Source organism: Bacillus cereus group sp. Bc061, assembly GCF_027715825.1.
GTDB lineage: Bacteria > Bacillota > Bacilli > Bacillales > Bacillaceae_G > Bacillus_A > Bacillus_A paranthracis.
Map to the genome: position 1 here is coordinate 198476 of NZ_JAQFTZ010000006.1, position 16028 is coordinate 214503.

The following is a 16028-nucleotide window of genomic DNA, read 5'->3' on the forward strand; positions in this document are numbered from 1 at the left end:
TATTTTTTAAACTAGAGGATTTAATTTTGAAGTTCCTTTTATGCATTCTTTCATTATAACAAAAAAAGTTACTTACACACACGCACATTCCAACATCTTTTTCCACGTCAAATGTTGGATTACATATCCGAAAAATCAAAAGGGATACTAATAAAAGAAATAGTATTATCTATTTCAACTTTCATAAAAAGGAGTGTTTTTCTAATGAAGCAAAATATCGGTACAATAAATGCCCTAATTCGAATTACACTCGGACTTGTCCTCTTCGGTTGTAGTGCAACGAAACTCGTGCGCAAACCTTGGTGCACTTGGTCTAACATTTTGCTATGGATTGGTGCAATGAAAGTTGCAGAGGGAATTGTTCGTTTCTGCCCTATTGTTGAAATGTGGAAATTCGGAAAATACATGAACATGGGGGCATTTAAAATGCCTAGCATGGATTTTGCTAAAAAGGGACATACTAAAGAAGAAGCGAATCAAACTTCCAATCACGACAAACCACAGTCAAATGGAAGTTATGACGCTTCTGACAAAGAGATTGAGTCAGCGATTGAAGATATAATCCTGGCAAAACCGCTTTGAATCATTTGTCACGATGTAAGATGCTCTCAAAGGGACTTAGCTGCTGCAGTGGGCGGTTAAGTCTTCTTTATTTTACCATGAAACAGAACGTACATTCTTATTTTAAGTATTTAAATATACATAATCAATAAAATTCAGAAAATTAGGTGTAAACCCCTTGCTTAAAATGATATAAAAGTGATATCATTTTTATATCAGGAGGCGATCATATGAAAGAAAAACAAGTATTTTACGTTAATGGTTTTCTTGGGATTATTGGAATTTTAATTTTAGCCGCTATCGGTGTATTTTTCCTTGTACAAGAAATTTTCATAGGAGCAGCATTAACTATTATTTTAGCTGCAGTTCTTGCTACAGGTATCGGGATTGTTCAGCCAAATCAAGCAAAAGTCATTACGTTTTTCGGTAATTATTTAGGAACAATTCGTCAAAACGGTTTATTTTTAACGATTCCGTTCGCGTTCCGTCAAACTGTATCGTTACGTGTTGAAAACTTTAATAGTAAAAAATTAAAAGTAAATGATGTCGACGGCAACCCAATTGAAATTGCAGCTGTTATCGTATATAAGGTTGTTGATTCTGCAAAAGCAATGTTCGGCGTTGAACATTATGATCGATTTGTAGAAATTCAAAGCGAAACGGCAATCCGCCACGTTGCAACGAAATATCCTTATGACAATTTTCAAGATGAAACTTGCATTACGTTACGTGGAAACACTGAAGAAATCTCTGAAGAATTAAAACGCGAGTTAGAAGCACGCCTTGAAATTGCTGGCGTAGAAGTATTAGAAACTCGTTTAACACATTTAGCTTACGCAACAGAAATTGCCCATGCAATGCTACAACGTCAACAAGCAAAAGCAGTATTAGCTGCTAGAAAAGAGATTGTTGAAGGTGCTGTGAAGATGGCAAAAGATTCAATCCATATGTTAGATGAAGAAGGCGTACTAGAACTCGATGACGAGCGTAAAGCAAATATGGTGAACAACTTATTAGTTGCCATCGTTTCAGACAAAGGTGCGCAACCAGTTATTAATACAGGAAGCCTATACTAAAAGGTTGTAAATCCTTATGGCTAAAAAGAAAAGCTTTCCATTACGTATTGATCCTGAATTACACGCAGTCATCGAAAAATGGGCGAATGATGAGTTTCGTAGCGTCAATGCACACATCGAATATTTACTTCGAGAAATGGCAAAGCAAAAAGGGAAATTAAAAAAGGATAAAGATGCATAAAAAATCCCGCTGAGGAATCAGCGGGATTTTTTTACATATTAATTTCTCGTCATCTCATGCCCAATTGCACGATATCCTATATCACTTCGGTAAAATAGACCATCACTCTCAATTTTACCGATTTCTTTATATACTTTATCTTTTGCTTCTTGTAAACTATTCGCCTTACAAGCAACAAATAGTACACGGCCACCGTTTGTCACAAAGTCACCATGTTTCATTGCTGTACCCGCATGGAAAACAATTACATCTTGCAATGCATCTAGCCCTTTAATAATTTCACCTTTTTTATATGCTTCCGGGTATCCTTTCGAAGCAAGCACAACACCAATTACCGATTCCTCTGACCATTGTAACGTTAACTCACTTTCATCTAATACAGCGTTACATACATCCACTAAATCATTTTCTAAACGGGGTAATACAACTTCAGTTTCAGGATCGCCAAAACGTGCATTAAATTCAATTACCTTTGGACCATCATTTGTTAAAATAAGTCCCGCATATAAAATTCCTGTAAACGATCGATTTTCTTGGATCATCGCTTTAGCAGTTGGATGTAACACCGTTTCAATCGCCTCTTGAACTGCTGACTCCGAAATTTGTGGTACTGGAGAATATGCACCCATTCCGCCAGTATTTGGACCTTTATCACCATAAAAAGCTCGTTTATGATCTTGTGCAATTACCATCGGATGTACAGTTGTTCCATTCACAAATGCCATTAATGAAAATTCTTGTCCATCTAAAAACTCTTCAATAACAACTTTCTTACTCGCTTCCCCGAACTTTACATCTTGCAGCATTTCTTTCACAGCTTGTAATGCCTCTTCAAGTGTCATTGCTACCGTTACACCTTTACCAGCCGCTAAACCGTCTGCCTTAATAACAATTGGTGCACCAACCTTTTCAATGTACTTTACTGCTTCTTCATAGTCTGTAAAAGTTTCGTACGCTGCAGTTGGAATATTATATTTTTTCATAAGCTCTTTTGTAAAAGCTTTACTACCTTCAATAACAGCAGCCGCTTGATTCGGACCAAATACGCGAAGTCCCTCTTCTTTAAAACGATCAACAATTCCATTCATAAGTGGAATTTCTGGTCCAACGAAAGTTAACTCAACATGATTCTCTTTCGCAAATAAAACTAATGCATCAAAATCATTTTCATCAATATCAATTGGTGTTGCAACATCACGCATACCTTCATTACCTGGTGCTACATATACCTTTTCTACTTTTTCAGATTGTGCAAACTTCCAAGCTAAAGCATGCTCACGCCCACCGCGGCCAATTACTAAAACATTCATATTTCATCCCCCAATATTTAAATAAGTACAAACTAGAAGCTATGCTCCTAGTTTGTTTTTTCATATCAATCAAAGTTTAAAAAGGAAGGTTATCTTAACCGGACTTTTTAAACTTCCATATCAATCAAAGTTTAAAAAGGAGGATTAAGAGAACCGAGCAGGTCGAGGCGCATTTGCCAGGAGGACACGGAGTGTAGTTTTCCTACATGAGTACCGCACTGGCATTGCAACGACGACATGCGAAGGTGATCTTAACCGGACTTTTTAAATATCCTCTATTAGTGTTTGAAATGACGTACGCCAGTGAACACCATAGCAATCCCATATGTATCCGCCACTTTAATAGAATCTTCATCACGGATTGATCCGCCTGGTTGAATGATTGCTGTAATTCCTGCTTTTGCTGCTTCTTCTAATGTATCTGGCATTGGGAAGAAAGCATCAGATGCAAGCGCGCTACCTTGTGCTTTTTCACCAGCTTGTGTAATTGCGATTTTTGCAGAACCTACACGGTTCATCTGTCCCGCACCGACACCAATTGTCATATCATCTTTCGCTAAAACAATTGCATTTGACTTCACATGTTTTACAACTTTCCAAGCTAATTTTAAATCTTTCCATTCTTGCTCTGAAGGTTCACGTTTTGTTGGAATTGAAATTGTACTTTCATCTAATGATAACGTATCTTCCTCTTGAACGAGAAGGCCACCTTGTACAGAAGTTAGTTTTTTGCTCGCGCTTGTCGATTTTTCAATATTTACAGTTAGTAAACGTAAGTTTTTCTTACTTTGCAATACTTCCAAAGCTTCTTTTGAGAAAGAAGGTGCAATAATAATTTCTAAGAAAATTTCATGTAACTTTTCAGCTGTAGCTTTATCAATTTCACGATTCGCTGCAATAATGCCTCCAAAAATGGATACTGGATCCGCTTCATAAGCACGTGTGTATGCTTCATGAATATCCGTACCTACTCCAACACCACATGGATTCATATGTTTTACCGCTACTACTGCTGGTTCTGTAAATTCTTTCACGATGCTAAGCGCTGCGTCTGCATCATTAATATTGTTATACGATAATTCCTTACCGTGTAATTGTTCTGCGTATGCAACAGAAGAAGTTGCTGCGAATGGCGCTTTATAGAAAGTTGCTTTTTGATGTGGGTTCTCGCCATAACGTAAGTCTTGCTTTTTCTCAAATGTCACAGTTAATGTTTCAGGACTTTCTTCACCCATTTGCTCTGTTAAGTAATTAGAAATTAGTGCATCATATGCTGCTGTATGACGGAATACTTTTGCTGCTAGTTTACGTTTTGTTTCCTCTGCTACTTCACCGTTCTCTTTTAATTCAGCTAATACAACATCATAATCTACTGGATCTACAATTACAGATACGAATTTATGATTTTTCGCAGCAGAGCGAATCATTGTCGGGCCACCGATATCAATATTTTCAATTGCATCAGCAAATGTTACATCAGGCTTAGCGATTGTTTCTTTGAATGGGTATAAGTTAACGACAACAAAATCAATTGGCTCTATACCTAACTCATTCATTTGTGCTACATGCGTTTCATTATCACGAACTGCTAATAGACCACCATGAATATTTGGATGTAATGTTTTCACACGACCATCCATAATTTCTGGGAAACCAGTTACTTCAGAAATACCGATTACTTGTAAGCCGTTTTCTTCTAGTAATTTTTTCGTACCACCTGTTGATATAACTTCGATCCCTTGTTCTAGTAAACCTTTAACAAATTCTACTACTCCTGTTTTATCTGAAACACTTACTAATGCACGCTTTTTCATTTACCCTTCACCCCTGGTTGTATGTTAGTTAACAGTTGGTTCTTTCGTAGATTGAACAATTTGATTCACTGTATTTACGTATAATTTATGTTCAACTTGTTGAATTTTCTTTTGTAAGCTTTCTCTCGTATCCCCTTCAGAAACAACTACTGCTTCTTGTGCAATAATTGGCCCTGTATCCATACCTGCGTCTACATAATGAATCGTTACTCCAGTTACTTTCACACCTGCTTCTAACGCTTGACCAACAGCATCTTTCCCTGGAAAACTCGGTAATAGTGATGGATGAATATTAATAATCCTTCCGCCGTAAGCTTCTAGTAAAGTTGGTCCAATTAAACGCATATATCCAGCTAAAATAACATAATCAATTTCATACTCTTCTAGCTTCTTTAATATCTCTTTTTCAAACGCTTCTTTTGACTCATATGCTTTCGCTGAAAAAGCGAAACACGGGATATGATGATAATGTGCTCGCCCAACAGCGCGTGCTTCTGGTTTATCACATACTAATAAACTAATTTCTGCATCCAATCTTTTTTCTTCTACTGCATTAACGAGAGATTGAAAGTTAGATCCGCTTCCAGAAGCAAAAACTGCTAATCTACTCATAGCGCTGTGCCTCCATTAAAAGTAACGCCAGCTCCTTGTACAGTGCGTCCAATAATACGAGCAGTTTCTCCTTGCTCTTCAAGAAGACGAACAACATCTTTTGCATCTTCTTCCTTCACCGCTACTACCATACCAATACCCATGTTAAAAATATTGAACATTTCTTTCTCTTCCAGCTTGCCAACTTCTTGAAGTAAACTAAAGATCGGCTGAATTTCCCAAGATCCTAATTCAATTTCTGCACCGATTTCTTCTGGTAACATACGTGGAATATTTTCAATGAATCCGCCACCTGTAATATGTGCCATACCGTATACTTCATATTTCTTCAATAGTTCTAAAATAGGTTTGACATAAATTTTCGTTGGTTTTAATAATTCTTCACCAAGAGGTAGCTCTAAGCGTCCGTAAATGCGATCTAAAGATAGCTCTCCATCTTCTAGTAATACTTTTCGTACTAAAGAATAACCGTTACTATGAATACCGCTAGATGCCAAGCCAATTAATACGTGACCAGCTTCAATTTTTTCACCTGTTACAATTTTCTTTTTATCAACGATCCCAACTGTAAAACCAGCTAAATCGTATTCTTCTGTAGAATACATTCCTGGCATTTCAGCTGTTTCTCCACCAATTAAAGCACAACCTGCTTGGCGACAGCCCTCTGATATACCTTTGACGATGTTTTCAATTTTACTAGGTTCAGCTTTACCACAAGCAATATAATCAAGGAAGAAAAGCGGCTCTGCTCCTTGGACAACAATATCATTTACACACATTGCTACTGCATCAATACCAATTGTGTCATGTTTATCTGCCATAAAAGCGAGCATCAATTTCGTTCCCACGCCATCTGTTCCAGATACTAATACAGGTTCTTCTAATGCAAATTTTGATAGATCAAACATACCTCCAAAACCGCCTAAACCGCCTAGTACTTCTTTTCTCATTGTTGTTTGTACGTGTTTTTTCATGCGAGATACCGCTTCATATCCAGCTTCAATATCTACTCCTGCTTGCTTATATGCATTCGCCATCGTTATTTACACCTCGTCTTTTAATTTCTCCCTATCCTGTGCGGGCCGTTTTAAGAAAGAAGCTAGCTTCTACATCAAAAGAAGTAGAAGCTTTTTTCTTCTTATTTCATACTTTCTAAAAGCTCTTGCTCATAATCATAAAGAGCTGTTGGATAATCTCCATTGAAGTACGCCATACAAAGGCCACCGTATTTCCCTTCATATGGACGTCCAATTGCATCTACTAATCCATCTTCACTTAAAAATGTTAATGAGTCTGCACCGATCATTTCACGAATTTCTTCTACCGTATGATTTGCTGCAATTAATTCTTTTCTCGTTTGAATATCAATGCCATAGAAACATGGATATTTCAAAGGTGGTGAAGCTATTCTTACGTGAACTTCTGTCGCTCCAGCCTCGCGAAGCATACGAACAATTCGTTTACTCGTTGTTCCTCGTACGATAGAATCATCAATCATAACAACTCGTTTCCCCTCAACCACACCTCTTACTGCTGAAAGCTTCATCTTAACCCCTTGCTCTCGCAGTTCCTGAGAAGGTTGAATAAACGTACGTCCAACGTAACGATTTTTAATTAATCCTAACTCATATGGAATGCCTGTCGCCTCCGCATAACCAATTGCTGCTGAAATGCTAGAGTCTGGTACACCAGTAACAACATCAGCTTCAATAGGAGCTTCTGCCGCCAGACGTTTCCCCATGTTTTTACGTGCTGCATGGACATTAACACCAGCGATATTTGAATCTGGGCGTGCGAAGTAAATGTATTCCATACTGCAAATTGCATGTTCTACATCATTTGTAAAACGATCTACGTGAATTCCATCATCATTAATGATAAGTAATTCACCCGGTTCTACATCACGAATGTATGTTGCACCTACTACATCAAAAGCACATGTTTCTGATGCTACAACATAAGCATCTCCCATCTTTCCAATTGAAAGGGGACGGAATCCATTTGGATCTAGCGCAACAATCATTTCATTTCCAGTTAGTAAAAGATATGCAAACGCACCTTTCACTTTATTTAAAGCTTCTTTTACACTTTCAATTAACGAATCTTTCGTACTACGTTTAATAAGATGTAAAAGTACTTCTGTATCTGAACTTGTTTGAAAAATACTTCCCTCTGCCTCTAATTCACGACGAAGCATTTTGGCATTAATTAAATTCCCGTTATGAGCTAATGCCATACTATGATCAGAAAAACGGAATAGTAATGGTTGAACGTTAGCCACTTCACTTCCACCAGCCGTCGCGTATCGTACGTGTCCGATTGCTGATTTTCCGTTCAATCCTTCTAGCTCTCCTCTTGAAAACACTTCTGATATTAAGCCTAACCCCTTGTGACCGACGATTTTTTCTCCATTATTTACGACAATGCCTGCGCCTTCTTGTCCACGGTGCTGTAAACTGTGCAATCCGTAGTATGAAACTTGTGCCGCATTTTCATGCCCCCAAATTCCGAAAACGCCACATTCTTCGTTTAACCCCTTTATTTCAGCAAGCATGGGATTGCCCCTTTCCAAGCCTTTCTCATTTCATCTACATTTGCTGTAAGTAATACTTCATTTTCTTCATTATGAATTGTTACTTCATTTGTATTTGTTACTTCTCCAACTTGAATTGCTTCTACCGCTTTTTCGAACGCTTCTTTATTTTCACGTTTTACAGTTATTACGAAGCGGGATTGTGATTCCGCAAATAATGCCGCTGTTGCTTCCCCGTCTAATTTCACAGTAGCACCTAAGCCGTTAGCACCAATTGCACTTTCTGAAATTGCAACTGCTAAACCACCTTCAGCAACGTCATGTGCAGATTGAACAAGGCCAGCTTGAATGGCTGCTAATATTTGTTTTTGACGTTTTAATTCTACGTCTAGATCGATACTTGGTGATTGACCGAAAATTTTGCCGTGAAGCATTTTCTGTAATTCACTTCCACCAAACTCAGCTTTCGTCTCTCCGATAACATAAACTAAATCGCCAGCTTGCTTAAACTCTTGTGTTGTTACATGTTTTAAGTCATGTACTAGTCCGACCATCCCAACTGTCGGTGTTGGATATACCGCTTCACCACTACGTTCGTTATACATTGATACATTTCCGCCAATAACTGGTGTTTGTAATGTGCGACAAGCTTCACTCATACCATCTACTGATTTCTCAATTTGCCAGAAGATTTCTGGTTTTTCTGGGTTACCGAAGTTTAAGCAATCTGTAATTGCAAGTGGCTCCCCGCCAGAACATACGATATTACGTGCTGCCTCTGCTACTGCAATTTTACCGCCCACTTCTGGATCTAAATAAATGTAGCGAGAGTTACAATCTGTCGTCATTGCTAATCCTTTTTCTGTACCGCGTACACGTACAACTGCTGCATCTGAACCTGGTGTAACAACTGTGCTTGTGCGAACTTGATAATCATATTGATCATAAACCCACTCTTTACTTGCAATCGTCGGTTGTTGTAATAGAGCGAATAACGTTTCTTTATAGTTTTCTACTTTCGGCGTTTCCATTTTCATTTCTTGGAACTCAGCAAAATATGCTGCTTCTTGTGATGGTTTATGGTAAATTGGTGCTTCTTCTGCAAGAGCATCTGCTGGTACTTCAGCTACCATTTCACCTTTATGGAATAAACGAAGCATTTTGTCTTCCGTTACTTTCCCCATCGTAACGGCTGCAAGACCATACTTCTCAAATAAATCTACTATCTCTTGTTCTCTACCTTTTTTCACAACAATTAACATACGCTCTTGTGATTCAGATAGCATCATTTCATATGGTGTCATTCCTGTTTCACGCTGTGGTACATCATCTAAGTACATTTCAATACCCATGCCTGCTTTACTTGCCATTTCTGCAGAAGATGATGTTAAACCAGCTGCACCCATATCTTGAATTCCAACAAGTGCATCCGATTGAATAAGTTCTAAGCAAGCTTCGATAAGAAGTTTCTCCATAAATGGATCTCCTACTTGAACTGCTGGACGCTTCGCTTCTGAGCTTTCAGATAACTCTTCAGATGCGAATGTTGCACCGTGGATACCATCACGACCAGTTGATGCTCCTACGTACATTACTGTATTTCCAGCACCGTGCGCTTGCCCTTTTTTAATGTCCTCGTGGTTAATTAAGCCTACGCACATTGCATTTACAAGTGGATTTCCTTCATAACATGGATCAAACTGTACTTCGCCGCCAACCGTTGGAATACCGATACAGTTACCGTATCCTGCAATTCCTGCTACTACTTCTTCGAATAAGTATTTCACACGTGGTGATTGTAATTCTCCAAATCGAAGTGAGTTTAATAGAGCTACTGGACGTGCTCCCATAGAGAATACGTCACGAATAATACCGCCAACACCTGTTGCTGCTCCTTGATATGGCTCAATAGCAGAAGGGTGGTTATGACTTTCCATTTTAAATACAACCGCTTGATTATCACCGATGTCTACAATGCCAGCACCTTCCCCAGGCCCTTGCAAGACGCGCTCACCTGTTGTTGGGAATTTTCGAAGTACTGGTTTTGAATTTTTATAACTACAATGTTCAGACCACATAACAGAGAATAATCCTGTTTCTGTATAATTTGGCAGACGGCCTAAAATCTTTTCAACCATGGCAAACTCTTCGTCTGTTAGCCCCATTTCCGCATATATGCGCTCTTCTTTAATTTGTGTTGGATTTGGTTCAAGCATTAACGACATATGTTTCCCTCCACTGTTTTAAGATAGATTGAAAGACTTTTAACCCTTCAGCACCGCCAAGTAATTCATCTACAGCACGCTCTGGGTGTGGCATCATACCAAGTACATTTCCTTTTTCGTTTACAATACCAGCAATATCTGAAACGCTTCCGTTCGGGTTTTCTACGTAACGGAATGCGATTTGATTATTCTCTTCTAATTGTTTAAGAGTCTCTTCATCACAATAGTAATTCCCCTCACCATGTGCAATTGGAATATTGATTACTTCATCTTTTTCATATTGTGATGTAAACATCGTTTCATTATTTTCAACACGTAACTGAACTGTTCGACACATAAATTTTAAGTTTTCATTTCTCATTAATGCTCCTGGTAATAATCCTGATTCAACAAGAATCTGGAATCCATTACATACACCTAAAATTGGCTTTCCTTGCTCAGCAGCTTTTTGTACTGCTTTCATTGCATTTGCAAAGCGAGAAATAGCACCGCAGCGTAAGTAGTCACCGTAAGAGAAACCACCTGGTAGTAGAATTGCATCATATTCATCTAAATTCTCTGTATCGTGCCAAACGTAATCTACTTCTTCGCCAAGCTCATCTTTAATTGCATGGAACATATCGACATCACAGTTCGAACCTGGAAATACTATTACGGCAAATTTCACTGTGCGACAACCTCCTCAACTTCATAACGGAAGTCTTCCATTACAACGTTTGCTAATAGTTTTTCACACATTTCCTTTACCTTACTATCTAAGTCAGTTACCGATTTATCAATTGTTAGTTCCATGTACTTTCCAATTCGAACATCTTGTACTTCTGTGAATGAAAGGCTATGAAGTGCTCCTTTTACTGCTGTTCCTTGTGGATCTAATACGCTTTCTCTTAATGTTACATATACCTTAACTTTATACATGTGAAATTCCCCCTAAACGTTTTAAAATCTCTTCATAAGCATCTGTTAAATTTCCAAGATCACGACGGAATACGTCTTTATCAAACTTCTCATTGCTCGTTTCATCCCATAAACGGCAAGTATCTGGTGAAATTTCATCTGCTAAAATGATTTCTCCTTCATCCGTTACACCAAACTCTAATTTGAAATCTACTAATCTTACACGACAGCTTGCGAAATGATCAATCAACACTTGATTGATTTGTAGAGCCATATCTCGTAATACGCTTACTTGCTCTGGCGATGCAACGTTTAATACACGAATATGATCTTCCGTTACAAGCGGATCTCCTAAATCATCATCTTTGAAGTAAAATTCTACGATTGGTTCTGCAAGTACAGTTCCCTCTTCCATTCCTAATCGTTTTGAAAGACTTCCTGCAATTACATTTCTTGTGACAACTTCTAAAGGAATAATACTCACTTTTTTAACAAGTTGTTCTGTTTCAGATAGCTTCTCAACAAAGTGTGTTTTAATTCCTACTTCTTGTAACTTTCTGAACAATAAAGTTGTAATCTCATTGTTCAAACGACCTTTTCCTGTAATCGTCTCTTTTTTCTCCCCATTGAAAGCAGTCGCACTATCTTTGTACTCTACCCAAACCATATCTGCTGATTCTGTACGATAAATTCTTTTTGCCTTACCTTCATACAGCAATTCTAGCTTTTGCATTTCGCAAGCCCCCTGTAGTTTGAAAAATGTGAATAATGTTTTTATAAAGAATGGCACAGAATGACTCTATTCTGTGCCATATGAAATTTTACGCTTCGTTTAATCCTAGGCGTTCAAAGATTGTATCAACGTGTTGCATATGATGCTCATAGTTGAAGCATTCATTAATTTCTTCTTGTGTTAACTTGCTCGTAATACGCTCATCAGCTTCTACAAGCTCTTTAAATTGTACTTGTGTTTCCCAAGCTTCCATCGCTTTAGGTTGTACGATATCGTAAGCTTCTTCACGCACCATACCTTTATCGATTAATGTAAGCATTACGCGCTGAGAATAAATTAAGCCGTATGTTCTTGTCATATTGCGTTTCATATTCTCTGGGTATACAGTTAAGTTTTTAACGATATTACCAAAGCGATTTAGCATGTAATTTAACGCGATTGTAGCATCTGGTAAAATTACGCGTTCTGCTGAAGAATGAGAAATATCACGCTCATGCCATAATGGAACATTCTCATAAGCTGTCATCATATAACCGCGGATAACACGAGCTAAACCAGTCATATTTTCAGATCCAATTGGATTACGCTTATGCGGCATTGCAGAAGAACCTTTTTGACCTTTTGCGAAAGCTTCTTCAACTTCACGTGTTTCACTCTTTTGTAAACCACGAATCTCAACTGCCATCTTTTCAATAGATGTTGCGATTAATGCAAGTGTTGACATGTAATGAGCATGGCGATCACGTTGCAATGTTTGTGTTGAAATTGGTGCTGCTTCTAATCCTAAGTTTTCACAAACATACTTTTCTACGAATGGATCGATATTTGCATATGTACCAACCGCACCAGATAATTTACCAACACGAACTGTATTAGCAGCTTGTTTGAAACGCTCTACGTTACGTTTCATTTCTTCATACCAAAGACCAAGTTTTAAACCGAATGTTGTTGGTTCTGCATGAACACCGTGTGTTCTTCCCATCATGATCGTGTATTTATGCTCTTTTGCTTTATTAGCTAAAATACTTACGAAGTTTTCTAAGTCTTTTAATATGATTTCATTCGCTTGTTTTAAGATGTAAGATAACGCTGTATCTACTACGTCTGTAGATGTTAAACCGTAATGAATCCATTTACGTTCCTCGCCTAATGCTGGTGTTTCTGATACAGCACGAGTGAATGCAACTACGTCATGACGTGTCTCTTTTTCAATTTCATAAATACGATCAATATCAAATGATGCATGCTCACGAATTTTCTTAACATCTTCTTTCGGAATATCGCCCAGCTCAGCCCATGCTTCACAAGCTAAAATCTCAACTTCTAACCACGCTTTAAATTTGTTCTCTTCCGTCCAAATTGCACCCATTTCTGGGCGTGTATAACGACTAATCATCTTTTTCCCTCCAACAGTTGTTCTTGATGGTCCCAAATATGCAAACTCTTCGCTTTTTCTAGAGCGACTTCAATATTATCATTTAAAATATTAACATGCCCCATTTTTCGCTGCGCTTTTGCTTCTTCTTTTCCATACAAGTGTAAATAGCACCCGGTTAATCTATTCACTTGTCTTAGGACCCCTTCTATATGTTCGCCTAAAATGTTTACCATGACAACTGGTTTTAACAAATTTGTTTCTCCAAGAGGTAAATTACAGATTGCTCGAATATGTTGACCGAATTGACTCGTTTCACATGCATCCTGTGTATAGTGTCCTGAATTGTGAGGTCTTGGTGCTAATTCATTAATGTAAATCTTACCATCAGCTGTAACAAACATCTCTACCGCTAGTGTTCCCACAAGTTCTAGTTCATCCGCAAGCACTTTTGCATAAGCAATAGCTTTTTGAGAAAGTTCTTCTGTAATGCGAGCCGGAACGATGGATTCATGCAAAATGTTATTTACATGAATATTTTCCGCTACCGGAAATACTTTCGTTTCACCACTTACACTACGAATGACAATAACTGATACTTCTTTTTCAAAAGGCACCCATTTCTCTAAAATACACTCTGCTGCATTCGCAAGCTCTCGCGCTGTATCAACGTCATCCTCACTTCTTAAAACAACTTGCCCTTTCCCATCATATCCGCCTGTCGTCGTTTTTAAGACGGAAGGATATGATAATTCAGCGATTGCTTCAGTAAGCTGATCTTGATTTTGAACTAATCTATACGTTGCTACTGGTAATCCTGCTTTCTCAATCGCATTCTTTTCTGTAAAACGATTTTGTGTTTTACTTAACAACTGACTGCCTTGCGGTAAGTAAGCATGTTTTTCAAGCCATTGTAAACATCTATAATCAATATTCTCAAATTCATATGTGACAACATCACTGATCTCCGCTAAATGCTGAATTGCTTTTAAATCGTCATATGATGCAACAATTTCAATATCAGCAACTTGTGCACATGGTGAGTTTTTTGTAGGATCTAAAACAGCAATTTTATATCCCATCTCCTTAGCTGCCAATGCCATCATTCTTCCTAGCTGGCCGCCTCCAATAATACCGATTGTTTTTCCAGGTAAAATGATTCTCGTCATACTAGCTCACTACCTTCGCGCACATCTTTTTCAATTGCTTCTCTTCTCAATTCTAATGCATCATATATGTCATCATGGAATGATCCAAGTATTTGTGCAGCAAGTAAACCAGCATTTGTTGAACCAGCCTTACCAATTGCAACAGTTGCAACTGGAACCCCTCCTGGCATTTGGACGATGGATAATAATGAATCTAAGCCGTTTAACGCTTTTGATTGAACTGGCACTCCGATGACAGGAAGATTCGTCTTCGCTGCAACCATTCCTGGTAAATGCGCTGCTCCACCAGCTCCAGCAATAATAACTTTCAATCCACGTTCACGAGCCGTCTCTGCATATTCAAACATATAATCCGGAGTCCGATGAGCGGATACAACTTTTTTCTCATACGGTATATTTAATTCATCTAAAATGTCACAAGCATATTTCATTGTTTCCCAGTCTGACGTGCTTCCCATTATGACTCCAACTAGTGATTTCATATTAGAATCCCCCCGATTCAAATAAAAAAAGCCTGAAATAGAACATTTTCTCTTTTACTATGAGAGAAAGCGCTCTACTCAGGCATACGTATCCCTTGTGAATAGAAAAATACCGAGTGACTTTCCCTCATAGTCTAACGAATAACGGTCGTTAGGTAGAGACTTGCAGGCCATATCCCCGCGATTATATGAGGTCTTATATATTATTCTTTCTATGGCTATATTAACAATATTTTATAAACAATGTCAACAAATAATCGAATGTTTTTTTATTACTAACCAATAACGTTCGTGTTTTAGTTATATTCAAAAGAATAATTGTAACTATATACAAGAAGGATAAGCAATTAGAATATATATTTCTAGAGATCTACCATACACAAAACGGTTTGTATATTAATTCTGTATGCTTTTATATAAAGTGAAACTTTAATCAACCCTCACCAATCGGGCTTTTACGGGCAGTAAGACCCCCACCTAGCTTCTTTGCTTCCGCTGAAATTTGAGGTGGGGGTCTTACTGCCCGTTAATGCGGAATAAAGCATATCGTTTCTATTCCTTTGTATCGCATTCATTACTGTAATGATTGAATACTTATTTTCATTCTTATATCATCCCGCTTTTCTTACTCTCATTATGTAAAATATATACTTGTAGTAAGAAATAACAGTTACCCTCAATAGCCTCATTTTCATTCTTTTCTCTCATTAAGATTACTAAATTTACGGATTATGTCATTTGATATATATAAATAAACACAAAAAAACCTAAGTCGAAACGACTTAGGTTTTTGCTTGGCGACGTCCTACTCTCACAGGGACAAGGTCCCAACTACCATCGGCGCTAGAGAGCTTAACTTCCGTGTTCGGTATGGGAACGGGTGTGACCTCTCTGCCATCATCACCAAACTATTGAAGGCATATTCCTTCAAAACTAGATAACATTGCTTCATATTATATGGTTAAGTCCTCGATCTATTAGTATTCGTCAGCTCCACATGTCACCATGCTTCCACCTCGAACCTATCAACCTGATCATCTTTCAGGGATCTTACTAGCTT

General features: G+C 38.0%; 15 protein-coding genes, 2 rRNA genes and 1 riboswitch. Of the genes, 3 read left to right on the forward strand and 14 right to left on the reverse strand.

What is annotated here, in order from left to right; genetic code table 11:
• Positions 1-204 precede the first annotated feature (204 nt).
• From PDQ40_RS20050 to PDQ40_RS20060, 3 genes are all read left to right on the forward strand, one after another.
• Positions 205-582: a YgaP family membrane protein gene (locus PDQ40_RS20050; RefSeq protein WP_000812349.1), complete on the forward strand. Its 378-nt coding sequence runs from the start codon at positions 205-207 to the stop codon at positions 580-582.
• Between the two features lie 209 nt (positions 583-791).
• The gene (locus PDQ40_RS20055) at positions 792-1637 is read left to right on the forward strand and encodes an SPFH domain-containing protein (RefSeq protein WP_000660683.1); all 846 of its coding nucleotides are present in this window, start codon (positions 792-794) and stop codon (positions 1635-1637) included.
• Positions 1638-1653: 16 nt separating this feature from the next.
• Complete coding sequence (locus PDQ40_RS20060; protein WP_001085171.1) at positions 1654-1818, forward strand: toxin-antitoxin system HicB family antitoxin; 165 nt, start codon at positions 1654-1656, stop codon at positions 1816-1818.
• Between the two features lie 38 nt (positions 1819-1856).
• On the opposite strand, the gene purD is transcribed toward PDQ40_RS20060, so the two are convergent.
• The 14 genes from purD to PDQ40_RS20130 form a co-directional block, all read right to left on the reverse strand.
• Complete coding sequence (purD, locus tag PDQ40_RS20065; protein WP_270691600.1) at positions 1857-3128, reverse strand: phosphoribosylamine--glycine ligase; 1272 nt, start codon at positions 3126-3128, stop codon at positions 1857-1859.
• A 278-nt stretch (positions 3129-3406) separates the two neighbouring features.
• Positions 3407-4942 (reverse strand): bifunctional phosphoribosylaminoimidazolecarboxamide formyltransferase/IMP cyclohydrolase, encoded by a 1536-nt coding sequence (purH, locus tag PDQ40_RS20070; RefSeq protein WP_000745403.1) that lies wholly within the window; start codon positions 4940-4942, stop codon positions 3407-3409.
• 24 nt (positions 4943-4966) lie between these two features.
• Positions 4967-5554, reverse strand: a complete 588-nt coding sequence (gene purN, locus PDQ40_RS20075) for a phosphoribosylglycinamide formyltransferase (RefSeq protein ID WP_000088580.1) — start codon at positions 5552-5554, stop codon at positions 4967-4969.
• Entirely contained in the window at positions 5551-6591 is a 1041-nt protein-coding gene (gene purM, locus PDQ40_RS20080; RefSeq protein WP_001262431.1) for a phosphoribosylformylglycinamidine cyclo-ligase, read from the reverse strand. The genes purN and purM overlap by 4 nt, the downstream gene beginning before the upstream one ends.
• Positions 6592-6692: 101 nt before the next feature.
• Positions 6693-8108 (reverse strand): amidophosphoribosyltransferase, encoded by a 1416-nt coding sequence (gene purF, locus PDQ40_RS20085; protein WP_000879021.1) that lies wholly within the window; start codon positions 8106-8108, stop codon positions 6693-6695.
• Positions 8093-10312, reverse strand: coding sequence for a phosphoribosylformylglycinamidine synthase II (gene purL, locus PDQ40_RS20090; protein WP_000055582.1), 2220 nt, complete (start codon positions 10310-10312; stop codon positions 8093-8095). The genes purF and purL overlap by 16 nt, the downstream gene beginning before the upstream one ends.
• Entirely contained in the window at positions 10296-10979 is a 684-nt protein-coding gene (gene purQ / locus PDQ40_RS20095) for a phosphoribosylformylglycinamidine synthase subunit PurQ (RefSeq protein ID WP_000666779.1), read from the reverse strand. The genes purL and purQ overlap by 17 nt, the downstream gene beginning before the upstream one ends.
• Positions 10976-11230 (reverse strand): phosphoribosylformylglycinamidine synthase subunit PurS, encoded by a 255-nt coding sequence (gene purS, locus PDQ40_RS20100; RefSeq protein WP_000278826.1) that lies wholly within the window; start codon positions 11228-11230, stop codon positions 10976-10978. Before purS ends, purQ begins: the two co-directional genes overlap by 4 nt.
• Positions 11223-11942: a phosphoribosylaminoimidazolesuccinocarboxamide synthase gene (gene purC, locus PDQ40_RS20105; protein ID WP_001170542.1), complete on the reverse strand. Its 720-nt coding sequence runs from the start codon at positions 11940-11942 to the stop codon at positions 11223-11225. The genes purS and purC overlap by 8 nt, the downstream gene beginning before the upstream one ends.
• A gap of 88 nt (positions 11943-12030) precedes the next feature.
• Positions 12031-13338, reverse strand: a complete 1308-nt coding sequence (gene purB / locus PDQ40_RS20110) for an adenylosuccinate lyase (protein WP_000625677.1) — start codon at positions 13336-13338, stop codon at positions 12031-12033.
• The gene (gene purK, locus PDQ40_RS20115) at positions 13335-14486 is read right to left on the reverse strand and encodes a 5-(carboxyamino)imidazole ribonucleotide synthase (protein WP_000196793.1); all 1152 of its coding nucleotides are present in this window, start codon (positions 14484-14486) and stop codon (positions 13335-13337) included. Before purK ends, purB begins: the two co-directional genes overlap by 4 nt.
• Positions 14483-14968, reverse strand: a complete 486-nt coding sequence (gene purE, locus PDQ40_RS20120; RefSeq protein WP_000839371.1) for a 5-(carboxyamino)imidazole ribonucleotide mutase — start codon at positions 14966-14968, stop codon at positions 14483-14485. The genes purK and purE overlap by 4 nt, the downstream gene beginning before the upstream one ends.
• Positions 14969-15078: 110 nt before the next feature.
• A riboswitch (purine riboswitch) is annotated at positions 15079-15180 on the reverse strand.
• Between the two features lie 580 nt (positions 15181-15760).
• Positions 15761-15876 (reverse strand): 5S ribosomal RNA (rrf, locus tag PDQ40_RS20125).
• 49 nt (positions 15877-15925) lie between these two features.
• Positions 15926-16028: ribosomal RNA gene (locus PDQ40_RS20130) — 23S ribosomal RNA — on the reverse strand; the annotation flags it as partial.